At 72.3% G+C, this 26077-nt stretch carries 14 protein-coding genes and 2 pseudogenes; 11 read left to right on the top strand and 5 right to left on the bottom strand.

Annotated elements, in window-relative coordinates:
• The first annotated feature begins 182 nt into the window (after window positions 1–182).
• Entirely contained in the window at window positions 183–2135 is a 1953-nt protein-coding gene (locus tag ACIP5W_RS08305; RefSeq protein ID WP_401468549.1) for an APC family permease, read from the top strand.
• A 142-nt stretch (window positions 2136–2277) separates the two neighbouring features.
• Here ACIP5W_RS08305 and ACIP5W_RS08300 read toward each other — a convergent pair whose 3' ends face one another.
• The 3 genes and pseudogenes from ACIP5W_RS08300 to ACIP5W_RS08290 all read right to left on the bottom strand — a co-directional run.
• Window positions 2278–3723 (bottom strand): DUF6056 family protein, encoded by a 1446-nt coding sequence (locus ACIP5W_RS08300; protein ID WP_401468546.1) that lies wholly within the window; start codon window positions 3721–3723, stop codon window positions 2278–2280.
• A 73-nt stretch (window positions 3724–3796) separates the two neighbouring features.
• Complete coding sequence (locus ACIP5W_RS08295) at window positions 3797–5269, bottom strand: glycosyltransferase (protein WP_401468543.1); 1473 nt, start codon at window positions 5267–5269, stop codon at window positions 3797–3799.
• Window positions 5270–5456: 187 nt separating this feature from the next.
• Window positions 5457–5867, bottom strand: a pseudogene (locus tag ACIP5W_RS08290) (phosphatidylglycerol lysyltransferase domain-containing protein); the annotation flags it as partial.
• 111 nt (window positions 5868–5978) lie between these two features.
• Here ACIP5W_RS08290 and ACIP5W_RS08285 point away from each other — a divergent pair.
• The 4 genes from ACIP5W_RS08285 (at window position 5979) to ACIP5W_RS08270 (ending at window position 11003) form a co-directional block, all read left to right on the top strand.
• Window positions 5979–7805, top strand: coding sequence for a gamma-glutamyltransferase family protein (locus ACIP5W_RS08285; RefSeq protein WP_401468541.1), 1827 nt, complete (start codon window positions 5979–5981; stop codon window positions 7803–7805).
• A gap of 134 nt (window positions 7806–7939) precedes the next feature.
• The gene (locus ACIP5W_RS08280) at window positions 7940–8788 is read left to right on the top strand and encodes an inositol monophosphatase family protein (RefSeq protein ID WP_401468538.1); all 849 of its coding nucleotides are present in this window, start codon (window positions 7940–7942) and stop codon (window positions 8786–8788) included.
• 197 nt (window positions 8789–8985) lie between these two features.
• A complete protein-coding gene (locus ACIP5W_RS08275) occupies window positions 8986–10398 on the top strand; it encodes a phytoene desaturase family protein (RefSeq protein WP_401468535.1) in 1413 nt (470 codons plus the stop codon).
• A 95-nt stretch (window positions 10399–10493) separates the two neighbouring features.
• On the top strand, window positions 10494–11003 hold the full coding sequence (locus ACIP5W_RS08270; RefSeq protein ID WP_401468532.1) for an O-acetyl-ADP-ribose deacetylase: 510 nt from the start codon (window positions 10494–10496) through the stop codon (window positions 11001–11003).
• Window positions 11004–11062: 59 nt separating this feature from the next.
• Here ACIP5W_RS08270 and ACIP5W_RS08265 read toward each other — a convergent pair whose 3' ends face one another.
• Complete coding sequence (locus tag ACIP5W_RS08265; protein ID WP_401468529.1) at window positions 11063–11743, bottom strand: HAD family hydrolase; 681 nt, start codon at window positions 11741–11743, stop codon at window positions 11063–11065.
• A 564-nt stretch (window positions 11744–12307) separates the two neighbouring features.
• Here ACIP5W_RS08265 and ACIP5W_RS08260 point away from each other — a divergent pair.
• The 5 genes and pseudogenes from ACIP5W_RS08260 to ACIP5W_RS08240 form a co-directional block, all read left to right on the top strand.
• Window positions 12308–12967 (top strand): ScbR family autoregulator-binding transcription factor, encoded by a 660-nt coding sequence (locus ACIP5W_RS08260; protein ID WP_401468526.1) that lies wholly within the window; start codon window positions 12308–12310, stop codon window positions 12965–12967.
• A 373-nt stretch (window positions 12968–13340) separates the two neighbouring features.
• Window positions 13341–17594 (top strand): molybdopterin-dependent oxidoreductase, encoded by a 4254-nt coding sequence (locus ACIP5W_RS08255; RefSeq protein WP_401469000.1) that lies wholly within the window; start codon window positions 13341–13343, stop codon window positions 17592–17594.
• Window positions 17595–17762: 168 nt separating this feature from the next.
• Window positions 17763–21659, top strand: a complete 3897-nt coding sequence (locus tag ACIP5W_RS08250; protein WP_401468523.1) for a glycoside hydrolase family 2 TIM barrel-domain containing protein — start codon at window positions 17763–17765, stop codon at window positions 21657–21659.
• A 168-nt stretch (window positions 21660–21827) separates the two neighbouring features.
• Window positions 21828–23240, top strand: coding sequence for a dihydrolipoyl dehydrogenase (lpdA, locus tag ACIP5W_RS08245; RefSeq protein ID WP_401468520.1), 1413 nt, complete (start codon window positions 21828–21830; stop codon window positions 23238–23240).
• A 101-nt stretch (window positions 23241–23341) separates the two neighbouring features.
• Window positions 23342–23524 (top strand): annotated as a pseudogene (locus ACIP5W_RS08240) (hypothetical protein); the annotation flags it as partial.
• Window positions 23525–23578: 54 nt separating this feature from the next.
• Here ACIP5W_RS08240 and ACIP5W_RS08235 read toward each other — a convergent pair.
• Complete coding sequence (locus tag ACIP5W_RS08235) at window positions 23579–23935, bottom strand: metalloregulator ArsR/SmtB family transcription factor (protein WP_366058014.1); 357 nt, start codon at window positions 23933–23935, stop codon at window positions 23579–23581.
• Between the two features lie 56 nt (window positions 23936–23991).
• Here ACIP5W_RS08235 and ACIP5W_RS08230 point away from each other — a divergent pair, with 56 nt between their 5' ends.
• The gene (locus ACIP5W_RS08230) at window positions 23992–26046 is read left to right on the top strand and encodes a heavy metal translocating P-type ATPase (RefSeq protein ID WP_401468997.1); all 2055 of its coding nucleotides are present in this window, start codon (window positions 23992–23994) and stop codon (window positions 26044–26046) included.
• The last annotated feature ends 31 nt before the right edge of the window (window positions 26047–26077 follow it).

Raw genomic sequence — 26077 nt, 5'->3', positions numbered from 1 at the left:
CCGTGGCGGCGCGGTGACAGCGGAGGGGGGAATTTCCGCCACGGCGGGCGGTACGGCCCCGCCGGGTGAGCCGCCACTCGGTGAGCGGAGACCGGCCCTGCCCCTGACCGGGGCGACTCCGTGCGAGTGTCCGCCGGTGGCGCCTGACCTGTCCTGGAAGTCGCGGCCCTTCTCATTGCGGTATGACCCTCGACCGGCCGGTGTACTACGTCAAGAGACGCCTCCTGGGCAAGCCGCTCACCACCGAGCACATCAGCAAGGAGAAACTGGACAACCGAACGGCGCTCGGGGTGCTCGCCTCCGACTGCATCAGCTCGTCGGCGTACGGCTCCGAGGAGATGCTCCGCGTCCTCGTACCCGTCGTCGGGGCAGCCGCCTTCACCATGATCATGCCGGTGACCGGTGCGATCCTCCTGGTCCTGCTGCTCCTGACGCTCTGTTACAGCGATGTCGTCACCATTTACACGCGGGCCGGCGGCTCCTACGTGGTCGCCCGGGAGAACTTCGGGCCGGACGTCGCCCAGATCGCCGCCGTGGCCCTCCTCGTCGACTACATCGTCACCGTCGCCGTCCAGGTCTCGGCCGGGACCAACGCCCTGATCTCGCTGGCCCACCTGGTCGGCAACGGCTGGACGGGCCTGGACCACCTGCAGCTACCGGTCTCCGTGACGGTGATCCTCCTGCTCGCGTACGGGAACCTGCGCGGAGTCCGTGAGGCGGGCCGGATGTTCGCGCTGCCCGCCTATCTCTTCATGACCGCCATGGGGCTTGTTTTCCTCTTCGCGGTCGTACGCGGACTCACGGGCGAGCTGCCGCACGCCGACCTGCAGGCCGCCGGTGTCGTCCCGCTGGGCACTCCCGGGGACGGATGGCTCTACGGCGCCTCGCTCTTCATCGTGCTGCGTTCCTTCGCCAACGGCGGCTCGTCCCTCACCGGACTCGAAGCGATCTCGAACGGCATCTCCGCCTTCCGCGAACCGCAGGGCCGCAACGCCCGGCGCACCCTCATCACCATGAGCTGTGTCCTCGCCGTGCTGGTCCTGGGCGTCTCGACCCTGGCGCACTACACCCACGCCGTCCCGTACGTCGACGGCACCCCGACCGTCATCGCGCAGGAGGCACGGCTCGTGTTCGGGAACGGGACACCGGGGACGGCCGGACTGGTCTTCGTCCAGCTGGCCACCGCGCTGATCCTCTACGCCGGTGCCAATACCCCCTTCACCGGGTTCCCGTTCCTGGCCAGCTTCGTCGCGGAGGACCGGTTTCTGCCGCGGCCGCTGGTCCGGCGCGGACACCGGCTCGCCTTCTCCAACGGCATCATCGCGCTCACCGTCCTCTCCCTGGCGCTGCTGCTCGGCACGGGCGCCAGCGTGGACAGACTGGTGGCGCTGTACGCGATCGGCGTGTTCACCGCCTTCACCATGGCCGGCGCCGGTCTCACCGCCTACCACGTGCGTCGACGCGAGCCGCTGCGCCGGACGAAGATCGCGGTCAACGCGCTGGCGGCGGTCGTCTCCGCGGCCGTGGTGCTGATCTTCGCGGTCACCAAGTTCACCGAGGGCGCCTGGCTGGTCGTGGTGATCTTCCCGCTCGGGGTCTGGGCGCTGGTACGGATCAACCGCGAGTACCGGCACGAGGCCGCCGCTCTGCAACGGCTGCCCCCGGGCGGGGACCGGCCGCTCATGCGCCGCCATCAGGTGATCGTCCTCGTCGAAACGCTGGACCTGGCCACGGTGAACGCCCTGCGGTACGCCCACGAGCTGCGGCCCGACAGGATCCGGGCGGTGCACTTCGCGATCGACGAGCCGCACGCGCGCCGGCTGTCCGCGGCGTGGGAGTCGACATCGGCCACCTCGGTGGCGCTGGAACTGGTGGCGTGCCCGGACCGGCGGTTGCGCCACGCGATGCGGGAGCTGGCCATCCGCACCACGCGGGACGGTGAGACATCGCTGACGGTGCTCGTGCCACGGCGGATGTACTCCAACTTCCTCGGCAAACTGCTGCACCGCGGCACCGGTGACGCGATGGCCAGGACGCTGGGGCAGCTGCCGCACGTCGCGGTGACCATCCTGCCGTTCGACGTGTCGCCCGTTCTGCGGACACCGGAGCCGGCCGACGAGCCCCGGCAGGACTGAGGAGGCGTCCGACGAAGCGTTTGTCCTCGCGTCTTCGCGGACGGACTCGGCTCCTGGGCGTCCCCCCGTGCAGGTGCGCGTGCAGGTGCGCCGAGGAGTGCGGGGCATGCCGTGGCATCGGTGGGGCGGTGCCCCCGCCGCCTCAGTGGTCCGTGCCGTCCGTGACCTTCTCCACCCGGTAGTAGAGAGCCACGCAGGAGGCGGGCCACTGGTGCTTGCCGCCGCCGCCGAACGGTTCCAGCATGCCGCTGACCACGAGCCGCTCGTAGGGCAGCACCGTCGCCCCCGCGGCGGCCTGCCGGCGCAGCAGCAGGTCCTGTCTGTCCCAGGCCGTGGCCCGCACCCGCATGTCCGAACCCAGGTCGCGCAGGGACACGGCCAGGACGGCGGTGACGCACACGCACAGGAGCACGGCCCCCGCGGCCACCGCCTTCCTGCCACGACGCCACCGCCGTACCGTCAGGTTCCCCAGGAGGCCGCCCACACCGACGAGAAGGAGGAGCAGCGGGAACAGGTAGTCGTTCCACAGCCGGTTGGCGGTCGCCACCGAGGGGCCGAACGCCGGGTAGGCGATCACCGTGCAGACGTACCCGGAGAACAGCAGCGCAGCCGCGCCGGCCCCGAAAAGCAGGGGTGTCCTGCGGTCGGGCCGCGGAAGGCCGCCGTCCGCGCGGCGGACGAGTACGCCGATGAGCACGCCCACGGCGATCGCGCCGAGGTACTGCCAGTGCGTCGCCAGGGTGTGGAGGACGTGCGCGTACGCCCGCAACGAAGCGTGGAGCGAGTGGGGCGCGAACATGGCGTCGGTGGGATGACGTGTGCGCCGGTTCTGCGAGCCGGGCGAGGTGAGGAGCACGGCGGTGCCGGCGAGAATGCCCGCTGCGGCGGCGACGCACCAGGCACGTACGAAGGCGAGCCGTCCGGCGGGGAAGAGGCGGCGGCTCAGCAGCAGCGCCGGAACGAGGAGGATCAGGGCGATGACGGAGGTTTCCTCCGACAACGTGCCCATGACCGCTGCGACGACGCCCGCGAACACGATCGCGAAGGCCTTCCCCCGCCGAGAGGTCGCGAGCAGGGCCGGGATCGTGGCGGCGGCCGCGAGCACGGGCGGGAAGGTGTGGGAAACCGACGAAGCCGGCCAGAAGAAGGTCTTGTACGTGTTGGTGGAGGCGAAGCAGAAGAGCGCCAGGACCATGGCCGCCGAGAACAGCGGGACGCCCCGGAGCACCCGCCACCGCGCGCGCCGCACAAGCGCCACCGCCCAGGCCCACAGCAGGAGCAGCATCACGATCGCGCTGATGGTCGCGTATCCCTGATGGCCCGCCACGCCGAACCTGGCGTAGGCGGCCACCAGGACCCCGTTCGCGATCCGGCCGTTGTCCGTGGAGTAGAACCGCTCCACCAGGGCCATGAAGCCCTCGTCCCGTACGAGAGGCAGGAAGCACCACTCGTCGGCACTGGGGCGTACCCACGTGGCGAACCACGCGGCTCCGCCGAACAGCGAGAGCGGAAGCAGGGGCAGCAGGGCCGCACCCGCCGTGGTGAGACGTGGGGAGGCCGGGGCCGGGTTCCCCGTGTCGCGGCGCACGCCGGTCGTCGTAGCGGTCTCCTCGACGGGATCCGCCGGGGCCCGGCCCTTCTCGCCGCCCGGACGAACGGTGCTAGCCCGGGGTGGGATCGTCCTGTCCTGCTTCGACAGGGCCGTTCGCCACCATGGCGGCGGTGCCGGACGGCCGACGGCCGGAGTCGATGGCCCACCGGGCGAGGAGGAAGGAGACCGGGGTGGCCAGGATTCCGGCGGCAAGTGCGGCAAGGTTCTTGTCCATTCCGAGTCGGCTGACGGCCACGTAAAGAAGCGCTCCGGAGGCAACCAGGTTGAATCCGCTGGACAGCGGATAGCGCACAAACGCGCGCCAGGTCGGACGGGTCCGGCAGGTGAAGCGGGAATTGAGGAAGAAGGAACCGACGACACCGACCGCGTATCCGAGGACATGCGCCGAGAGATACGGGATCCATGGATTCAGGGCGGCGTAGAGGGCCAGGTACACGGCGGTGTTGACACAGCCGATCGCGACGAAGGTCACGAACTGCCGTGTCGTCCCGGGGCGGGCTGTCGCACGATCCCCCGGCTCGCGCCGCCGCGCACTGGGTCTCGGGGCACCCGTGCCCAGGGCACGGGGCCTCGGCGGGCCGGGTCTCGCAGCGGGACGCTCGTCCGTCTCCCGGACCACGAAGGAAGGGCGGCGTTTCACCTCGTGATAGATGCGGCCGACGTATTCACCGATGATCCCCAGGGTGATCAGCTGTATTCCGCCCAGTCCCACCACCGCCATCAGAAGGGTGGCGTAGCCGGGGACCGACGCCCCGTGGAGGGCCACGTCGAGGATGACCCACACCGCGTAGACGAGTGCGGCGAGGAAGCACCAGAAGCCGGCGTAGATGGCGAGCCGCAGGGGGCGGTTGTTGAAGGACAGCAGCCCGTCGATGCCGTAGTTGAGCAGGTGGCGGCCACCCCACTTCGAGCAGCCGGCGAGCCGCTGGGCATTCCGGTAGGTGAACGTGGTCGTCGTGAAGCCGATCCAGGAGAAGATGCCCTTGGAGAACCGGTTGGTCTCCGGCAACGACAGCACCGCGTCCACCGCCTGTCGCGACAGCAGCCTGAAATCCCCGGCACCGTCGAGTACCTCCACATCCATGAGGTGGCGCACCAGCGCGTAGTAGCTGCGGCTCAGTACGGTGCGTGCCGTGCCGTCCCCCTCCCGGGTCCGGCGGGGAACCACCTGGTCGTACCCACGTCCGTGGAGCTCCAGCATCCGGGGGATGAGCTCCGGTGGATGCTGGAGGTCCGCGTCCATGAGGACCACCGCCTGTCCCCGGGACATGCGCAGGCCGGCGAGCATCGCGGCCTCCTTGCCGAAGTTCCTGCTGAGCACCGCGTACCTGACGCGCCGGTCACCGGCACCGAGGCCGCCGATGATCTCCCGCGTGCAGTCGGTACTGCCGTCGTCCACGTAGCAGATCTCGTAGTCGAGCCCGGTCCGGCCGAGGACTTCCCCGACAGCGCGGTGGAACCTCTCGATGACGGCAGCCTCGTTGAAGCACGGTACGACCACGGAAAGCTGAGGAGTCGTCAAACCAGTCTCCCGACCGAGTACGCCAGGGCGGTGCTGTCCGCCGCACGGTGAGGGGGCCCTGGCACGGGTGGGCCCGAACCCCAACGGCATTCGACCCGTATCCACCGGCCCAGTGGTGGAATCACACGGCCACGCGCCCGCGGATGACTCGTTCGGCCTTGTCCGGCGGGGCCCGCCGCACGTCGCGTCACCGCCCGTGGTCCCTGCTCCTCATGCGCTGCCGGTTGAGCCATTTCGGCAGACCCGGTGCTCCCAGGAAACCCTCGGCGCGGGCGCTCGCCACGGTGATGCGCAGCAGGTCCGCGCTCTTCTCGAAGAGCAGGTACCGCGGTTCCCAGACGGGCCGGTACTTGGCGTTGGCGCGATACAGCGACTCGATCTGCCACCAGCGGGAGAAGAAGCTGAGCAGCGAGCGCCACAGGCGCAGCACCGGGCCGGCGCCGAGCCGCGAGCCACGCTCGAAGACGGAGCGGAACATCGCGAAGTTCAGGGAGATCTGCCGGATCCCGAACGTTCTCCGCCTGCCGACCCGACCGCGCATGCCCCATGGACGTGACGATAGGAGCTGACAGAATCTGATGGCTGCTCCGCAGCACTCTCGGTGAGTTGCGGCTCTTCGATCCCCCCGGACCCCCGGCTCCTCCCCAGCACCCGTCCCGAGCGCCCCTCATCCGGGCCGATACACGTAAACAGCGAGGTGAGAGGCCCTGTGTTCACGACCCGACCGACCCTCCAGGGAACCTTCGGCATGGTGTCCTCCACCCACTGGCTGGCCTCCCAGTCGGCGATGGCCGTCCTGGAGGACGGCGGCAACGCCTACGACGCCGCCGTGGCCGGTGCCTTCGTGCTGCACGTCGTCGAACCCCACCTCAACGGCCCCGCCGGAGAGGTACCGGTCCTGCTCGCCCCCGCGGGCGGCGAGGTGCGGGTGCTGTGCGGGCAGGGCGTCGCCCCGGCCGGCGCGACCGTCGCCCACTACCGCGGCCTCGGGCTGGACCTCGTCCCCGGCACGGGTCCTCTCGCGGCGTCCGTGCCCGGCGCCTTCGACGCCTGGATGCTCCTGCTCCGCGACCACGGCACCAAGTCCCTCGACGACGTCCTGAAGTACGCCATCGGCTACGCCGAACACGGGCACGCGCCCGTGGAGAACGTCGGAACGACCGTCGAGACCGTACGCGAACTGTTCGAGACCGAGTGGACGTCCTCCGCGGAGGTCTACCTGCCCGGCGGCCGGCCGCCCCGCCCCGGCCGGCTGCTGCGCAACCCCGCGCTCGCCGCCACCTGGAAGCGGCTGCTCGCCGAGACGGCCGGCGCCGGGGAGCGGACGGCCCGCATCGACGCCGCGCGGGAGGTCTGGCGGAGCGGATTCATCGCCGAGGCCCTCGTCCGGCAGGCCGGGCGCCCCACCCTGGACACCAGCGGCGAGCACCACGCCGGCACGCTCACCGCCGCCGACCTCGCCGGCTGGTCCGCGGCCTACGAGGCACCGGCGACGTACGACTGGAACGGCTGGACCGTCTGCAAGGCGGGCCCCTGGAGCCAGGGCCCGGCCTTCCTCCAGCAACTCGCCCTCCTCCCACCGGAGCTGCCCGCCCACGGCTCCGCCGACTACGTCCACCTCCTCGTGGAGGGCTGCAAACTCGCCATGGCCGACCGCGAGGCCTGGTACGGCGACGCGGCCGAGGTCCCGCTGCACGAGCTGCTCTCGGCCCCCTACAACGCCGGCCGGCGCGCGCTGATCGGCGACAAGGCGTCGTACGAGCTGCGGCCGGGCAGTCCCGGCGGACGCGAGCCCCGGCTGAGCGCCCACGCGCGCGTGGTGACCACGGACGAGCCCGGGTTCAGCCCCATGGGTGCCGGCGAGCCGACCGTCGCCGAGCGTTTGGCCTCGCCGGTGCCGGGGGAGCCCGGGACGGCCGCGGACGGGGCCACCCGCGGCGACACCTGCCACCTCGACGTCGTCGACCGCTGGGGCAACATGGTCGCCGCCACGCCCAGCGGGGGCTGGCTCCAGTCCAATCCGGTCGTGCCCGAACTGGGCTTCCCGCTCGGCACCCGGCTGCAGATGACCTGGCTGGAGGAGGGCCTGCCGAACTCCCTCACCCCCGGCCGCCGCCCCCGCACCACCCTCACGCCCTCGGTCGCGCTGCGCGACGGCGTCCCGGTCCTGGCCTTCGGCACCCCCGGCGGTGACCAGCAGGACCAGTGGCAGCTGCACTTCTTCCTGGCCGTCGCCCTGCGCGCGCGGGTCCGCGGCGGCCTGGACCTCCAGGGCGCGATCGACGCCCCGAACTGGCACACCGACGCCTTCCCCGGCTCCTTCTACCCCCGCGGCATGCGGCCGGGCAGCCTGACCGTGGAGTCCCGCATGCCGGGGACCGTCGTCGAGGACCTCCGCCGCCGCGGCCACGACGTGACCGTCGCCGACCCGTGGTCCGAGGGCCGGCTGTGCGCCGTCGCCCGGGACCCGGAGACCGGAATCCTGTCGGCGGCGGCGAACCCACGGGGCATGCAGGGGTATGCGGTGGGGCGCTGAGGCGAGGACCGTCCCCTCTTACTCCCTCTTCTCCCGCTTCCTCCTCTTCCTCTCCTTGCTCGTCTTCATCCTGATTCCATCGGGTGTGCACCGGCGCGGCGGGGAATGTCAGTGGGGCGTGTTCTCATGGAGGCATGATCCAAGACACGGAAACCATCGACGAGTTTCTCGCCCGCCACGCCGGTGACGTGGCGGACGCGGTCCGCAAGGCCGCCGCCGCGGAGATCATGCCGCGCTTCCGGCAGCTCGCCGCGCACGAGGTGGACCAGAAGACCGGGCCGCACGACCTGGTCACGGACGCCGACCGCAATGCCGAGCTGTATCTCACCGAGGCCCTCGGAGCCCTGCTGCCCGGCTCGGTCGTCGTCGGCGAGGAGGCGGTGCACGCCGACCCGGCCGTCTACGAGGCGATACGGGGCGACGCCCCGGTGTGGATCGTCGACCCGGTCGACGGCACCCGGCAGTTCGTGCACGGCGACGACGGTTTCTGCACCCTGGTCGCACTCGCCCGGCACGGCGTCGTGCACGCCTCCTGGACGTACGCCGCCGCCCGCGACCAGCTGGCCACCGCGGTGCGCGGCGGCGGCGCCTTCCTGGACGGTGAACGGCTGTTCGCCGGCCCGCCCGCACCCGGCCGCGACCTCACGGTGGCGACCTCGCACCCCGACTACACCACCGACGACCAGAAGCGCGCCCTGCTCGGCCTGTGGACGGACGGCGTCGCCCCGCGCCCCTGCGGCTCGGCGGGCCTGGAGTATCTCGCCGTGGCCCGCGGTGAGTTGGACGCCACGGCCTTCTCCTGGGAAGCGGCCTGGGACCACGCGGCCGGGCTGCTGCTGGTCGAGGAGGCGGGCGGTGCCCATCTCACCCTCGGCGGCGGGCCGTTCAGGATCACGGGCGGCAACTCCCTGCCCTTCACGGCCGCCCGCGACGCGGCGACGGCCCGGCGGGTGACCGGCCTGCTGTCCGGGACCCGCCCCTGACCCCCGCCCCTGCCCCAGGCCTCCGACTCCCGCCCCTGACTCGCGGCCCCGCCCCCTGACCTTGGGCTCCGGCCGTGACGGCGTCCGCGTCGGCGGCGGCTCACACCCATGTCCCACCGCGCCGCCGACGCCGTCGTACCCCCGGCATATCCTGATCCCGGAGACCGCCGGCTGACGAAGGGGTCCAGGTGTCGTCGATGCTCGATGTCGTCGTGGTGGGAGCGGGGCCGAACGGCCTCACGGCCGCCGTGGAGCTGGCCCGCCGCGGCTTCTCCGTGGCCCTCTTCGAGGCGAAGGACACGGTGGGCGGCGGCGCCCGCACCGAGGAACTCACCCTCCCCGGCTTCCGCCACGACCCGTGCTCCGCCGCACACCCCCTCGGTATCAACTCGCCCGCGTTCCGCGCCCTGCCCCTGGAGCGGTACGGCCTCGAATGGCTCCACTCCGAGCTGGCCATGGCGCACCCCTTCCCCGACGGCAGCGCGGCCGTGCTGTCCCGCTCGGTCGCCGAGACGGCCGCCTCCTTCGGCCCCCGCGACGCGGGCGCGTACCGCAGGCTGGTCGAGCCCTTCCTGCCCAAGTGGGACGCCCTGGTCCGGGACTTCATGTCGCTGCCGCTGACGGCACTGCCCCGCGACCCCGTCACCCTCGCCCGTTTCGGACTCGTCGGCCTGGCCCCGTCCACCTGGCTGACCCGCCGCTTCCACGACGAGAAGGCCAGGACCCTCTTCGCCGGACTCGTCGCCCACGTCATGGCCCCCCTCGGCGGCTTCGCCACCGGCGCGGTCGGCCTGGTCTTCGCGCTCGCCGCGCACGCCCGCGGCTGGCCGGTGGCCCGCGGCGGTTCCCAGGCCGTCTCGGACGCCCTGGCCGCCTACCTGGAGGACCTCGGCGGCACCATCCACACCGACTACGAGGTCAAGCGCCTCGACGACCTGCCCCCGGCCCGCGCCTACGTCTTCGACACCTCGCCCACCGCCCTGGCCCGCATCGCCGGCCTCGGCCGCTTCTACGAGCACTACAAGTACGGCGCCGGCGTCTACAAGATCGACTACGCGCTCGACGGCCCGGTCCCCTGGACCGCCGACGAGGCCCACCGCGCCACCACGGTGCAGATCGGCGCGGACAGCGCGGAGATCGGCGCCGCCCTGCGCGCCGCCTCCCGGGAGGGCCGCCCCCCGCGGAAGCCCTTCATGATCACGGTGCAGCCCGGTGTCGTGGACCCCACCCGGGCCCCGGCCGGCAAGCAGGTCTTCTGGGCCTACGCCCATGTGCCCAACGGCTGGACCGGCGACCTCACCGACACGATGGAACGCCAACTGGAGCGCTTCGCGCCGGGGTTCCGCGACCGCGTCCTGGCCCGAGCGATCGCCGGCCCCGCCGAACTCGCCGCCCGCAACGCCAACTACGTCGGCGGCGACATCGGCACCGGCGCGGCGTCCGGCCTCCAGCTCCTGCTGCGCCCCAGACTCTCCCTGTTCCCGTACTCCACCCCGCACCCGGCCGTCTTCATCTGCTCCTCGGCCACCCCGCCCGGCCCCGGCGTCCACGGCATGTCGGGCCACAACGCGGCCAAGGCGGTCTGGCGCAGGCTGCGGCAACAGCCGTAGCGCCGCCGTCACCGCGGCGCCGTCACCGCGCCGCCGTCACCGCGGCGCGGCCCCGCACCGCAGACCCCGCCTTCGCGGGAGGAGGCCGATCCGCCATGACCGCCGTCACCTTCGTCCAGGGCGACATCACCACCCAGTCCGTGGACGCCGTCGTCAACGCCGCCAACTCCTCGCTGCTGGGCGGCGGCGGGGTCGACGGCGCCATCCACCGCCGCGGCGGGCCCGCCGTCCTGGAGGAGTGCCGCAAGCTCCGCGCCGGACACCTGGGCAAGGGCCTGCCCACCGGCCAGGCGGTCGCCACCACCGCCGGCCGGCTTCCCGCCCGCTGGGTGATCCATACCGTGGGCCCGCGGTTCACCCTGGAGGAGGACCGCTCCGAGCTGCTGGCTTCGTGCTACCGGGAGTCGTTGCGGGTGGCGGACGAACTGGGCGCGCGTACGGTCGCCTTCCCGGCGGTCTCCGCCGGCATCTACGGGTGGCCCGTGCAGCACGCGGCGCGGATCGCGGTGGAGACGGTGCGGGCGGCCCGGACGTCGGTCGAGGAGATCCGTTTCGTGCTCCTCGACGAGCGGGCGTACGAGGCGTTCGCCGCGCAGCTGCGCTGACGGAACCGCGGTTCGTGGACCCGGACGGGTGCGGCCCGTCCGGGGAGCCCCGGTGCGTCCTACTCGCCGATCCGGGTCCGGACCCACGTCAGCAGCTCGCCGTCGGCCAGGCTCGCGACCCACAGATCGGCCTTCTCCGCCTCCGGTCCCGGCGGGCACGCTCCGACGCCGAGGACGCGAAGGCCCGCCCGACGGGCCGACTCCATGCCGGTGAGCGAGTCCTCCACGGCCAGGGCTTCCCCGGGAGGTACGGCGCACAGCCGCGCGGCCACCCGGTACACGTCGGGTTCCGGCTTCGGCCGCAGGTCCCCCTCGGCGACCACGACGTGACCGAAGCAACCGAGGAGGCCGGCCCGGTCGAGGCACGATTCCACCACCTCCCGGGGGCAGTTGCTGGCCACCGCGAGGGGGAGGTGGCGAGCGGCCAGCCGGACCAGCGCGGCGGCCCCCGGCATGGTGGCGGGATCCTGGTCGACGAGGGCGCCGAAGGTGTCGAGGAGCGTGCCGGTCAGGTCCTCCACGAGGTCCGGTTTCCCGGTTTCCCGGGCCATGAGGGCGCCGCACTCGGTGTAGTGCATGCCCTTGGCGCGGTCGGCGAACCCGGCCGGCGGTGTGAGGCTGAACGCCCGGAAGGTGGCGCTCCGAGCCTCCTGCCAGTGCCGTTCCGTGTCCATCAGGGTTCCGTCGCAGTCGAAGACGATGGCGGAGGGGGACCAGGAGAGGATGCGATGAGCTGTCATGCGGGTGCCGTTCTGGGAGGCCGCGCCGGCCGGTTCGGTGCACGGGCGCAGGCGGGTGCCGGGACAGGGGTGGTCCACTCGCGGACATGAGTGGAAACGGGTGATGCCGTACGGCCGCTCGTGGCCGCGTGGCCGTGGCTGAGCGCTCCGTGGGTGCCTCGTGGCGGGCGCGGTGCGTCGATTCCGACCGCGCCGAAAACATCGTGGTCATTACGTTAATTTCGCTTCTGCGATTTCCACAATCACCGATTCGAGTGCATGTGAATTCCCCGGCCGCATCCGGTGGACCCCTGGATGCGGAGGAGAGGGGGAGGCCGGAGCTTCCGCAATGACGTCAAGAGGCCTGCTGAAAGGCCCTTCGGGAGCCGGCGCGGCATCGGCCGGCGCGGTTCTCGCGTCCGTCCCCGACGAATCCGCCCGGCAGGGAGGCGCGTTGCGCGCAGTCACCCGTGCGGCGCACACGACCCATGAATAATAAGATCTTCGCGCGCTGCGACCCTTTCTCCGGGGTGCTTGAACTTTCCTGTCGTGGCGTTGGCACGTGTGAGCGAAGGTGGAACGGAAGTGCAGGAAAGGGCGCGGGAAACCCGCAAGGTGCTGCTGGAATCAGCGGCACACATGTTCGTCGAACGAGGTTATGCGGGAACAAGTGTCAACGGCATAAGCGATCACTCCGGAAGGACCAGTGGAGCGATCTATTTCCATTACTCCAGCAAGGAGAAACTGGCGTTGGCCGTGGTCCGCGAGCAGTTCGCCACCTGGCCCCAGCTGGCCGCCGCCTACACCGCGAGCGGTGTTCCTCCGCTGGAGAAACTGGTCGGCCTCAGCCTCCGTGTCGCGCAGTCCCTCAGCGAGGACGTCGTGGCGCGTGCCGGTGCCCGCCTGTGGGCGGAACGCCGCGCCATCGAGTCCGCCGTGCCCACGCCGTTCGACGCCTGGGCGGTGGCCGCCACCCGGCTCCTCGCCCAGGCCCGCGCCAGGGGCGAGCTCGCGGAAGGGGTCGAGCCGTCGGCCGCGGCCGTGGCGCTCGTCAGCGCGTTCTTCGGGTTCTGCACCCTGATCGACGAGATGCCGGGCGGGCGGGACTGGAGGGAGCGGCTGGAACAGTGGTGGACCTTGACGCTGCGGTCCCTCCAGGCCGACCCGGACCCGGCCGCACTCCTGGCCCGCGTGCGGGCGGGCATCCCCGCGCGGAGGGAGAGCGCGACCCCGTGCCCCGCCTGACGCGGCCCCTCCGCCCGACGGCGGTGGGCGGTGCGACGGGTGAGCCGACGAGACCGCGGAGGTCCCGCGTCCCCGGCGCCGCACCGTTGTCATCGCGGGTGCGGGGGTGCGGGGGTGCGGGGGTGCGGGGGTGCGGTCGCGGAGGGGGCGGGGGCGTGCGGCGCGTGAGGGAACACGTCCAGCAGGAAAGGCTGTACACCGGCGACGATGTGGCCGCCCGAGGTCCGCTCACATCCGGCCCCCCTCCGCTGTGCGCCGGGATTAACGCCCGGCAGCCGGTCCGGGAGACACCTGTGTAATGCACGGTTCGTACCGTCGCGGAAGGCTCGCGGTGGCTCTCACCAGGCCGATCGTCAGGAAGAAGGGGGCGCCCGTGGCCGTGCCGGACCCGCGGACCGACAGCACGACGAAGGTGCGCACGGTCTGCTCGTACTGCGGCGTCGGCTGCGGCCTGGTCCTCGACGTGGGCCGCGGCCCGGACGGACGCCGTACGGTCCTGAAGGCGTCCGGCGACAAGGAGCACCCGGCGAACCTCGGCCGGCTGTGCACCAAGGGCGCCACCACCGCGGACCTGCTCGCCGCACCGGGCCGGCTCACCACCGCCCTGGTCCGCCCGCACCGCGGCGAGGAACCCGAGCCGGCGCCCGTCGACGCGGCCGTCGCCGAGACGGCACGCCGGCTGCGCGCCGTCGTCGACGAGCACGGCCCCGACGCGGTCGCCCTCTACGTCTCCGGGCAGATGAGCCTCGAAGCGCAGTACCTCGCGAACAAGCTGGTCAAGGGCTACCTGCGCAGCAACCAGATCGAGTCCAACTCGCGGCTGTGCATGGCCAGCGCGGGAACCGGTTACAAGCTGTCCCTCGGGGCGGACGGCCCCCCGGGTTCCTACGAGGACCTCGACCGGGCGGACGTCTTCCTCGTCATCGGCTCCAACACGGCCGACTGCCACCCGATCCTCTTCCTGCGGATGATGGACCGGGTCAAGGCGGGCGCGAAACTGATCGTCGTCGACCCGCGCCGCACCGCCACCGCCGCCAAGGCCGACCTGTTCCTCCAGATCAGACCGGGCACCGACCTCGCCCTGCTCAACGGCCTCCTGCACCTCCTGCACGAGAACGGGCACACCGACCCCGCCTTCATGGCCGCGTACACCGAGGGCTGGGAGGCGATGCCGCAGTTCCTCGCCGACTACCCGCCCGCGACCGTCGCCGGCATCACCGGCATCCCCGAGGCCGGCCTGCGCGAGGCGGCCCGGCTGATCGGCGAGGCGGGGGAGTGGACCAGCTGCTGGACGATGGGACTCAACCAGTCCACGCACGGCACCTGGAACACCAACGCCCTGGTCAACCTCCACCTCGCCACCGGCAGGATCTGCCGTCCCGGCAGCGGCCCGTTCTCCCTCACCGGCCAGCCCAACGCCATGGGCGGCCGGGAGATGGGTTACATGGGCCCCGGCCTGCCCGGACAGCGGTCCGTGCTCGTCGACGCCGACCGGGCCTTCGCCGAGGACGTGTGGGGGCTGGAGCCCGGCACGATCCGCGCCGACGGCGTCGGCAAGGGCACCGTCGAGATGTTCCGCAAGATGGCCGCGGGCGACATCAAGGCCTGCTGGATCATCTGCACCAACCCCGTCGCCTCCGTCGCCAACCGCCGCACGGTCATCGAGGGCCTGGAGGCCGCCGAGTTCGTCGTCGCGCAGGACGTCTTCTCCGAGACGGAGACCAACGCCTACGCCGACGTCGTCCTGCCCGGCGCGCTGTGGACCGAGAGCGAGGGCGTCCTCGTCAACAGCGAACGCAACCTCACCCTCGCCCGCCCCGCCGCCGACCCGCCCGGCGAGGCCACGGCCGACTGGCGGCTGATCGCGGCCGTGGCCCGCGCGATGGGCTACGAGAGCGGGTTCTCCTACGACAGCGCGGAGCAGATCTTCGAGGAGATCAAGCGCTTCCACAACCCGCGGACCGGCTACGACCTGCGCGGCGTGACGTACGAGCGGCTGCGCGCCACCCCCGTGCAGTGGCCGGCCGCCACCGCCGACGGCCCCCACCGCAACCCCGTCCGCTACGTCGACGAGGACGGCTCGCTCACCTTTCCCACCCCCAGCGGCCGTGCGGTCTTCCACGCGCGCCCGCACGTCCCGCCCGCCGAGATGCCGGACGACGACTATCCGTTCGTCCTCAACACCGGTCGTCTCCAGCACCAGTGGCACACCCTGACCAAGACGGCGAAGGTGGCCAAGCTCAACAAGCTCGATCCGGGCCCGTTCGTCGAGGTGCACCCCGAGGACGCGGCCGGGCTCGGGATAGCCGACGGCGACTCGGTGGAGGTCGCCTCGCGGCGCGGCCGGGCCGTGCTGCCCGCCGTCGTCACCGACCGGGTGCTGCCCGGCTCCTGCTTCGCGCCCTTCCACTGGAACGACCTGTTCGGCGAGTACCTCAGCGTCAACGCCGTGACCGGAGACGCCGTCGACCCCCTGTCCTTCCAGCCGGAGCTGAAGGTGTGCGCGGTGTCGCTGAGCCGGGTGTCGACGCCGGTGAGCGTGCGGGCGCCCGGCAGCCTCCCGGCGCCGCCGCCGGCCGTCGGGCCGACCGCGGTCCGCCCCGCCGCCGTGGCCCCCGCCGCCGTGGCCCTCGCCGTGCCGGCCGTCTCCCCGTCCGGCTCCGCGGCCGCCGCGTTCGGTCTGGAGCCCGTCCCGCCGCCGGTCCTGACCGAGCCGGAACGGCGCTACCTGGTCGGGTTCCTCGCGGGGATCCCGGCCGGCGCCCCCGGCGTACCGGTGCTGCCGCCGGACGCGCCCTTCAGCCCGGACCACGCCCTCTGGGTCAACGGCACCCTGGCCGGGATGTACTCCCGCACCGGCGAGGGGCCCGGCGCCCACCCGGTCACCGGCACCGCGCCGCGGCGGCCCGCGGGGCGCCGGGTGGTGGTCCTGTGGGCCTCGCAGACCGGCAACGCCGAGGAGGTCGCCGCCGCCACCGCCGACCGGCTCGCCGCCGGCGGTCACACCCCCGCCCTCGTCGCCATGGACGAGGCCGACCCCGCCGCCCTGCCCTCCGACGCCGATCTCCTGCTGATCACCAGCACCTTCGGCGACGGCGACGCCCCCGACAACGGCGCCGGCTTCTGGGACGGCCTGGCCGGCCTGGACGCCGGACGCCTGACCGGCCGCCGCTACGCCGTCCTCGCCCTCGGGGACTCCTCCTACGACGACTTCTGCGGACACGGACGCCGGCTCGACCACCGTATGGACGAGCTGGGCGCCGTACGGCTGGCGCCCCGCACCGACTGCGAACCGGACTACGAGCCGCAGGCCGACGCCTGGCTGGAGCAGGTGCTCATCGCGCTCAAGGAGGCGGAACCCGGGGGAGCGGCGGGGGCCGGGGAGGCGGCACGTTCCGCACCGGCGGCCGGGCTCCCCACCCAGGTCCCACAGACCCCACCAGCCCCACCAGCCCCACCGGCCGCGCCGTCCCCGCCCGTCACCGCCGTCGCACGCCGCTCCGGGCGCCCCGCCCCGGTGACCGCCCGTCTGGTCGGCAACCGGTTGCTGAGCCGGCCGGGTTCCGGCAAGGAGGTGCGCCGCTTCACCTTCGACACCCGCGACAGCGAGACCCCCTTCGTCTACGAGGTCGGCGACGCCCTCGGCGTACGCCCCCTCAACTCGCCCGACCTGGTGACGGAATGGCTGTCCGTCACCGGTCTCGACGCGCACGCGCGGGTACGGCTGAACGGTGTGGGCGAGGTCGCCCTCGACGAGGCCCTGCTGCGCCACCTCGACATCACCCGGATCACCCCCGCCCTGCTGCGGTTCACCGCCGACCGCGTCCGCGACCCCCGCGAGCTGCGCAAGCTGCTGCGCCCGGACAACAAGGGCGAGCTGGCGAAGTGGTCCTGGGGGCGGCAGGCCGTCGACGTGGTCGCCGAGTTCGGGGTGCGGGCCGGGGCGCAGGACTGGGCCGAGGTGCTGGGACGGCTCCAGCCACGCCTGTACTCCATCTCGTCGAGCCCGCTCACCGACCCCCGCCTCGTCTCGCTCACCGTCTCCGTCGTGCGGTACGAGAACCTGGCCGGCCGCCCCCGGCAGGGTGTCTGTTCGCCCTTCCTGGCCGACGCCGTGCCGGGCACCGAGGTGTCGGTGCACGTGCAGCGCTCACCGCACTTCCGGCCGCCCGCCGATCCGGCGACCCCGATGGTGATGGTGGGGCCCGGCACCGGCGTGGCGCCGTTCGTCGGTTTCCTCGAGGAGCGCCGGGCGCGCGGCCACCGGGCGCCCAACTGGCTGTTCTTCGGCGAGCAGCGCCGGGCCACCGACTTCTCCTACGAGGAGGAACTGACCGCCCTGCTCGCCGACGGCACCCTGGAACGCCTGGACACCGCTTTCTCGCGCGACCAGCGTGCCAAGATCTACGTGCAGGACAGGATGCGCGAGCACGGCTCCCAACTGTGGTCCTGGCTGCGGGACGGCGCCCACTTCTACGTCTGCGGTGACGCCTCCCGCATGGCCAGGGACGTCGACCGGGCGCTGCGGGACATCGCCGTCGTCCACGGCGGTCTGGCGGAGCCGGAGGCGGCGGCGTACGTCAAGCAGCTGGCGGCCGACAAACGGTACGTACGCGACGTCTACTGACGGCTGGTCACCCAGGGTGATCTCCGTCAAGTCGCGTTGCGCCGAGTTGAGTTGATATTCAGCCAATATCGGCGCGTCTCTGTTCGGTTTATCAACAGTAACGGACAAGATCTGACGCACCCTCCGTCCCGTGCAGCCGCACGGTACGCCCCGAGGAAGGTCATGGTCATGTCGCACCCGCACGTGTCGTCCATGGACCGGCCGGACCGCCCCCAGCGGGTGGTCGTCAGCCGTCGTCGTCTCCTCGAGGGATCGGCCGCCGTACTCGGCGCGCTCGCCCTCTCCGCCCCCGTCGCCGGCCGCCGCGCCGCCGCCGCGGAGACGGCCCCCGAGTGGAACGGCCGGCTCGACGTCTTCCGGCTCGGCACCGAACCACCCCACACCACCCTCATGCCGTACGCGGACCTCGCCCAGGCCCTCGCCGCCGACCGCACCCGCTCCCCCTACCGGCTCAGCCTGGACGGGACCTGGAAGTTCGCGCACGCCGACCGCCCCGACGACCGCGACGCCGACTTCCACCGCACCGACCTCGACGACAGCGCCTGGGACACCATTCCCGTGCCGTCGGTCTGGCAGCTGCACGGGTACGACCGCCCGATCTACGTCAACATCACCTACCCCTACTGGGGCCCCAACGGCCACGGCGAGAACCCGCAGCCGCCCGCCGCACCCACCCGCCACAACCCCGTCGGCCAGTACCGGCGCACCTTCACCGTGCCCGCGAACTGGGCCGGACGAAGGACGTTCCTGCACTTCGAAGGGGTCAAGTCCGCGCACTACGTGTGGATCAACGGCCGTCTCGTCGGCTACCACGAGGACTCCTACACCCCCGCCGAGTACGACATCACCGACCACCTGAAGCCCGGCACCAACCAGATCGCCGTCGAGGTCTACCGCTACTCCGACGGCGACTGGCTGGAGGACCAGGACATGATCCGGCTCAGCGGCATCTTCCGCTCGGTCCACCTGTTCTCCACCCCGCCCGTCCACCTGCGCGACTTCAAGCTGGACACCCCGCTCGGCGCCGACCACACCACCGCGGAGCTGGCGGTGACGGCGAGCGTGCGGGACTACGCGGGCGGATCCGGTGGACGGTACACCGTCGACACCCTTCTGTACGACGCCGACGGGCACCCCGTCTGGCCCCGCCCGCTCCGGCAGACCGTCGACCTCGACTCCGGCGGCGAGGCGACCGTACGGGCCGCGAGGGCCGTCCCTTCTCCCCGACTCTGGTCCGCCGAGGACCCCTACCTCCACACCGCCGTCCTGCGCCTGCGCGACCCCGCCGGAAAGGTGATCGAGACCCTTTCCCACCGGGTCGGCCTGCGCGAGTTCGCCCTCAAGGACGGGCTGATGCGCATCAACGGCCGCCCCGTCTCCTTCCGCGGCACCAACCGGCACGAGATGCACCCCGCCCGCGGCACCGCCCTCACCCGCGCCGACATGATCCAGGACATCAGGATCATCAAGCGGCTGAACATGAACTCGGTCCGCACCTCGCACTACCCGAACAACCCGCAGTGGTACGAACTCGCCGACCAGTACGGCCTCTACCTCATCGACGAGACCAACCTCGAGACCCACGGCATCCGCGCCGAGTACCCCGGCGACCATCCCGACTGGACGGCCGCCTGCGTGGCCCGCGCCCAGAACATGGTCCACCGCGACAAGAACCATGCCTCGGTCGTCATCTGGTCCCTCGGTAACGAGGCCGGCGGCGGCAGCACCTTCACCGCCATGCACGACTGGATCCGCTCCTACGACCCCACCCGCGTCATCCAGTACGAGGGCGACGACCGCCCCGGCGTCAGCGACATCCGCTCCGAGATGTACGACAGCCCCCAACGCGTCGAACAGCGCGCGAAGGACACCGCCGACACCCGGCCGTACGTCATGATCGAGTACAGCCACTCGATGGGGAACTCCACCGGGAACTTCAAGAAGTACTGGGACCTCGTCCGCCGCCACGACGTCCTCCAGGGCGGCTGGATCTGGGACTTCGTCGACCAGTCCCTCAACTGGCCCACGCCGGCGCGCACGTTGTTCACCGAGACCGGCCCCGCCCGGCTCCGCGGTGAACTCATGGCGTCCAGCGGCACCTTCGACCGCGCCCGGGGCGTCTTCGGAGCCACCGTCTTCGCCCGCGACCCCGGCCTCGACCTCACCGGATCCCTCACCCTGGAGGCCTGGGTCACCCCCCGCTTCACCGGTTACCACCAGCCGATCATCGCCAAGGGCGACACCCAGTACGCCCTCAAGCAGAACGACCGGACCCTGGAGTTCTTCATCCACGGCGACGGCCAGTGGATCACCGCCAACTGGACCGTCCCCGAGGACTGGACCGGCCGCGAACACCACATCGCGGGCGTCTTCGACGCGGACGCCGGCACCCTCACCCTGTACGTCGACGGCGTGCCGCGGGCCACCCGCGCCACCACCCGCCGCCCGAGCGGCAACACCGCGCCCCTCGCCCTCGGCAACGACACCGACAACCACACCCGCGAGTTCAGCGGCAGCATCCGCCGCGCCCGCGTCTACGCCCGCGCGCTGACCGCGGCCGAACTCGCCGACGAGGACCGCGGTCCCGGCGACGACGGCGTGCGGTTCTGGTTCGACGCGGCGACCGTCGCCGTCGACGAGAAACAGCCGCGCGAGAAGACCTTCCTCGCCTACGGCGGCGACTGGGGCGACCTGCCCAACGACGGCGCCTTCGTCGCCGACGGCATCGTCACCGCCGACCGCGGCCACACCGGCAAGGCCGCCGAGGTCAGGCGCGTCCACCAGGCCGTCAACGCGGCAGCGGTGCCCGGCGGCGGCCCCGGCGCGGTCACGCTGACCAACGAGCACCTCTTCACCAACCTCCGTGCCTTCGACGCGAGCTGGTCGCTCGTCACCGACGGGAAGGTCACCCAGAAGGGCCGGCTGACCCGCGGCCAGCTCGACGTGCCGCCGCTGACCCGCAAGGACATCACCGTCCCCCTGAAGCTGCCCACCGCCCCGGCGCCCGGCAGCGAGTACTTCCTCGAACTGTCCTTCACCCTCCGGGAGTCCACCCCCTGGGCCGAGGCCGGCTTCGAGGTGGCGCGGCAGCAACTCCCCCTGGAGGCGGGCAGTCCGGCCGTCACCCCCGTCCCCCTCCGCAGCGTGCCCGCCCTCACCCACGAGGACGGCGACACGACGGTCACCGTCACCGGCCGGGACTTCTCCGTCACCGTCGACAAGCGCACCGGCGTCATCACCTCCTACGAGGCGGGCGGCGTCCCCCTCGTCACCTCGGGGCCGGCGCCCAACTTCTGGCGGGCGCCCACCGACAACGACCACGGGAACGGCCAGCACACCCGCAACCGCACCTGGCGCGACGCGGGCACCCTCCGCACGGTCACCGGGGTCGCCGTGCGGGCACTGCGCGACCGGGCCGTGGAGATCAAGGTCACCGGCACCCTGCCGACCACGACCCCGTCGACATACACCACCACCTACACCGTGTTCGGGAACGCCGAGATCAAGGTCGACCACACCCTGCATCCGGGTGCCGCGGACCTGCCGTACATCCCGGAGGTCGGGAGCATCCTGTTCCTGCCGGCCCGCCTGGAGCACGTGCACTACTACGGCCGCGGCCCCGAGGAGAACCACTGGGACCGCAACAACGGCACCGACGTGGGCCTGTACTCCGGGACGGTGACCGGCCAGTGGACGCCGTACATCCGCCCGCAGGAGAACGGCAACAGGACCGACGTGCGCTGGATCGCCCTCACCGACCGCGACGGCGCCGGCCTGCTCGCCACCGGCGAACCCCTGCTGGAGGTCAACGCCTCCCACTTCACCCCCGAGGACCTGTCGGTCGGCGCCCGCCACGACTACCAGCTCACCCCGCGCCCCGAGGTCGTACTGCGCCTGAGCCACCGGCAGATGGGCGTCGGCGGTGACAACAGCTGGGGCGCGCACACCCACGACGAGTACAAGCTGTTCGCCGACCGCGACTACGCGTACACCTACCGGCTGCGTCCGCTGAGCCGCGTCACGCGGGCCACGGCGGCGTCGCGCCGGCCGACGGCGACGGAGTAGACGCGGGCCCCCACCCACCGCCCGGAGGGCCCGCCGGCAGCCGTCGCCGACGGGCCCTTCCCGCCACGATCCCGGACACACCGCGACGATCTCTGTGGCGGTGGGCGCGGGGGAGCGGAACAATCCACCACGGAAGGGGTAACGCCGAGCAAGGAAGAGGAACGTCCCATGGTGGAGCAGGACGAGCACTTCGATGTCGTCGTACTCGGCGCCGGACCCGGCGGCTACGTCGCCGCGGTGCGCGCCGCCCAGCTGGGGAAACGCGTCGCCGTCGTGGAGGAGAAGTACTGGGGCGGCGTCTGCCTGAACGTGGGCTGCATCCCGACCAAGGCCCTCCTGCGCAACGCCGAACTCGCGCACATCTTCACCCGTGAGGCGAAGACGTTCGGGATCAAGGTCGACGGAGAGGTCTCCTTCGACTACGGCGAGGCCTACCGCCGCAGCCGCAAGGTCGCCGACGGCCGCGTCAAGGGCGTCCACTTCCTCATGAAGAAGAACAAGATCACCGAGTACGACGGCCGGGGCACCTTCCTCGACCCGCACACGCTCCAGGTGAGCGGTTACGACGGCGAGACCCGCACCATCGGGTTCACGCACTGCGTCATCGCCACCGGCGCCACCCCGAAGCTGCTGCCCGGCACCAAGCGCAGCGCCCGGGTGGTGACGTACGAGGAGCAGATCCTCACCGAGGACCTTCCGCAGTCGATCGTCATCGCGGGAGCCGGCGCCATCGGCATCGAGTTCGCCTACGTCCTGCACCACTACGGCGTGAAGGTCACGATCGTCGAGTTCCTGGACCGGATGGCGCCGCTGGAGGACGCCGAGGTCTCCGCCGAACTGGCCAAGCAGTACCGTCGGCTGGGCATCGACGTGCTCACCTCGACGCGCGTCGACGCGATCGACGAGTCCGGCCCGCAGGTCCGGGTCACCGTCACCGGCAAGGACGGCGCCCAGCGGGTCCTGGAGGCCGACAAGGTCCTCCAGGCCATCGGCTTCGCCCCGAACGTGACCGGTTACGGCCTGGAGAACACCGGTGTGACGGTCACCGAGCGCGGCGCCGTCGACGTGGACGGCCGCTGCCGCACCTCGGTCCCGCACATCTACGCCATCGGTGACGTCACCGCCAAACTGATGCTCGCGCACGCGGCCGAGGCGATGGGCGTCGTCGCCGCCGAGACCCTCGCCGACGCGGAGACCATGGAACTCGACTACGCGATGATCCCCCGCGCCACCTTCTGCCAGCCCCAGATCGCCAGCTTCGGCCACACCGAGGCCCAGGCCCGCGACCTCGGGTACGACGTCAAGGTCGCCAAGTTCCCCTTCACCGCCAACGGCAAGTCCCACGGGCTCGGCGACACCACCGGTTTCGTGAAACTGATCAGCGACGCCCAGTACGGCGAGCTGCTCGGCGGCCACCTCATCGGCCCCGACGTCACCGAGCTGCTGCCCGAGCTGACGCTGGCCCAGCAGTGGGACCTCACCGTCCACGAGGTCGCCCGCAACGTCCACGCCCACCCCACCCTGAGCGAGGCCGTCAAGGAGGCCGTGCACGGTCTGGCCGGACACATGATCAACATGTGAGAAGGGCGGCGGGCCCGTTCACCCGGACGGCCCCGCCGCGCTCGCCCTCGCCGTGGGCCCGCGGTGTCCTGGCAACCGGCGGAACGCGCCGACGGACTTCGACCGGCGCGAGCCTCCTCAGGGGCTCCTCCAGGGCCCGCGTCCCGGGCATCCTCCTCGCCTCGCTCAGCCTCGTCGCCCAGTTCCTCTTCCTGCCGTACGAGCCCGTGTGGTCGGTGGTGGTGATGGCGATCGACGTGCTCGTGATCCGGGCACTGGCGTCCTGGCGGACGAAGACCGGCTGACGGGAGAAGGGCGGCTTCCGTCGGCCCGGGGCCGGCGGCGAGGCGGGTTCCGGGTCACTCGGAGGTGTCGCTGATGCCCAGGCGCAGGTGCTCCACGTGGTAGACGGCCTGGTCGAGGAGTTCGGCGACGTGGTGGTCGTGGAGTGCGTAGACGACCGAACGGCCGCGCCGCTCGCCGACCACCAGGCCCAGGTTGCGCAGCAGCCGCAGCTGGTGTGAGCACGCGGACTGCTCCATGCCCACCGCGGCGGCCAACTCGGTGGCGGGGAGGGGGCCTTCGCGCAGGCGCGCGAGGATCAGCAGCCGGGAGGGGGTGGAGAGGGCCTGGAGGGTGGTGGCCACCTTCGCCACGTTGTCCGCGTCCAGGCGCACGCGCTCGGTGGCTGTGGTGGTGACGGCTCCATGACCCATGCCGGTATCTTACCCACGTGGCATGAACGAATGAATGAGTCTTCATGTGTTCCTGTATGGTGAGGCGGGTGTCCACCACCCTTGCCTCTCCCGCCACCGCCGCGGGTGCGGCGGCACCCCGCCGCCGCACCCGCCTCCTCGCCCTTCCGGAGGCCCGCTGGGCCCTGGCGGCCACGGTCGCCTTCCTGGCCGGCCTGGGGTTCGACGTCGGCGGCGCACCGTCGTGGGCGTACGGAATCCCGTATGCGGTCGCCTATGCGGCAGGCGGTTGGGAACCGGCCCTCGAAGGGCTGCGGGCCCTGCGTGAGAAGACCCTCGACGTCGACCTGCTGATGATCGTCGCCGCGCTCGGCGCGGCCGCGATCGGACAGGTCCTCGACGGAGCCCTCCTGATCGTCATCTTCGCCACCTCCGGCGCCCTGGAGGCGCTGGCCACCGCCCGCACCGCCGACTCCGTCCGCGGCCTCCTCGACCTGGCCCCGGACACCGCCACCCGCCTCACCGACGACGGGGAGGAAACCGTCCCGGCCGCCGAACTCCGCGTCGGTGACCTGCTGCTGGTCCGCCCCGGCGAACGCATCGGCGGCGACGGCCGCGTCGTCGACGGGGTCAGCGAGGCCGACCAGGCGACCGTCACCGGCGAACCCCTGCCGGTGCTCAAGCGTCCCGGCGACGACGTCTTCGCCGGCACCCTCAACGGCACCGGCGCCCTCCGCGTCCGCGTCGAGCGCGACCCCGCCGACTCCGTCGTCGCCCGCATCGTCACCCTCGTCGAGGAGGCCTCCCGCACCAAGGCGCCGACCCAGCTGTTCATCGAGAAGATCGAGCAGCGCTACGCCGTCGCCGTCGTGGCCGCCACCCTCACCGTCTTCGCCCTGCCGCTCGCCTTCGGCGCGGACCTCACGGACGCCCTGCTCCGCGCGATGACCTTCATGATCGTCGCGTCACCGTGCGCGGTCGTCCTCGCCACCATGCCGCCGCTGCTGTCCGCCATCGCCACCGCCGGCCGGCACGGCGTCCTGGTCAAGTCCGCCGTCGCCATGGAACGCCTCGGCGAGATCGACACCGCCGCCCTCGACAAGACGGGCACCCTCACCGAGGGCGCGCCCGAGGTCACCGACGTGCGCCCGCTGCCGGGCTCCGGCCTCGACGCCGACGCCCTCCTCGCCCTGGCCGCGGCCGCCGAGCACCCCAGCGAACACCCGCTGGCGCGGGCGGTCGTGGCAGCCGCACGCGCTCGCGGGCTGCGGATCGCCCCGGCGCGGGACTTCGTGGCGACTCCGGGACGCGGGGTCGGCGCGGTGGTGGACGGATGCGTGGTGGGGGTGGGCAGGGTGGGGGACTCCGGCGACGCTACGCGCAGGGCGGACGGCGTGCGGGATGCCGCCGGCCGTGTGCGGGATCCTGACGACCGTGTGCACGAGGCCGACCGTCTGCACGAGGCCGACCGTGTGCAGGATTCCGCCGCCCCGCTGTTCGTCGCCGCTCACCCCCACCCCTCGGCCGGTACCACCGTCCTCGTCACCCGCGACGCCACCCCCGTGGGCACCCTCGCCCTCACCGACCGCCTCCGCCCCGCCGCCCCGGCCGCCACCGCCGCCCTCGCCGGGCTCACCGGCACCACCCCGGTCCTCCTCACCGGCGACAACGCACCCGCCGCCGCCCGGGTCGCCGAGGCCACCGGCATCGCCGACGTCCGAGCGGACCTCCTCCCCGAGGACAAGGTGAACGTCGTCCGCAGCCTCCAACTCGCGGGCCGCAAGGTGCTGTTCGTCGGTGACGGGGTCAACGACGCGCCCGCGCTCGCCGCCGCCCACGCCGGTCTCGCGATGGGCCGGGCGGGCTCCGACCTCGCGCTGGAGACGGCCGACGCCGTCGTGGTCCGCGACGACCTCACGGCCGTACCGGCGGTCGTACGGCTCTCGCGGACCGCGCGCCGGCTGGTGCTGCAGAACCTGGTGATCGCCGGCACGTTCATCACCGGCCTCGTCCTGTGGGACCTCGTCGGCCACCTCCCGTTGCCGCTCGGGGTGGCCGGTCACGAGGGGTCCACCGTGCTGGTCGGGCTCAACGGACTGCGGCTGCTGCGGGAGCGCGCCTGGCAGGGGTGACCGGCGAGGGCGCAGCACACGCGAGGCTGAT

Source organism: Streptomyces sp. NPDC088766, from assembly GCF_044750845.1.
Lineage (GTDB): Bacteria > Actinomycetota > Actinomycetes > Streptomycetales > Streptomycetaceae > Streptomyces.
The sequence above is the reverse complement of the archived record's forward strand: the minus strand, read 5'-3'. Positions and strand labels throughout refer to the sequence as shown.

What these genes read in the sequence shown, in the direction of transcription:
- ACIP5W_RS08305 (WP_401468549.1), top strand. Translation starts at nt 183, where the DNA reads ATGACCCTCGACCGGCCGGTGTACTACGTCAAGAGACGCCTCCTGGGC.
- ACIP5W_RS08280 (WP_401468538.1), top strand. Translation starts at nt 7,940, where the DNA reads ATGATCCAAGACACGGAAACCATCGACGAGTTTCTCGCCCGCCACGCC.
- ACIP5W_RS08275 (WP_401468535.1), top strand. Translation starts at nt 8,986, where the DNA reads ATGCTCGATGTCGTCGTGGTGGGAGCGGGGCCGAACGGCCTCACGGCC.
- ACIP5W_RS08270 (WP_401468532.1), top strand. Translation starts at nt 10,494, where the DNA reads ATGACCGCCGTCACCTTCGTCCAGGGCGACATCACCACCCAGTCCGTG.
- ACIP5W_RS08265 (WP_401468529.1), bottom strand. Translation starts at nt 11,743, where the DNA reads ATGACAGCTCATCGCATCCTCTCCTGGTCCCCCTCCGCCATCGTCTTC.
- ACIP5W_RS08250 (WP_401468523.1), top strand. Translation starts at nt 17,763, where the DNA reads ATGTCGCACCCGCACGTGTCGTCCATGGACCGGCCGGACCGCCCCCAG.
- lpdA (WP_401468520.1), top strand. Translation starts at nt 21,828, where the DNA reads ATGGTGGAGCAGGACGAGCACTTCGATGTCGTCGTACTCGGCGCCGGA.
- ACIP5W_RS08235 (WP_366058014.1), bottom strand. Translation starts at nt 23,935, where the DNA reads ATGGGTCATGGAGCCGTCACCACCACAGCCACCGAGCGCGTGCGCCTG.
- ACIP5W_RS08230 (WP_401468997.1), top strand. Translation starts at nt 23,992, where the DNA reads ATGGTGAGGCGGGTGTCCACCACCCTTGCCTCTCCCGCCACCGCCGCG.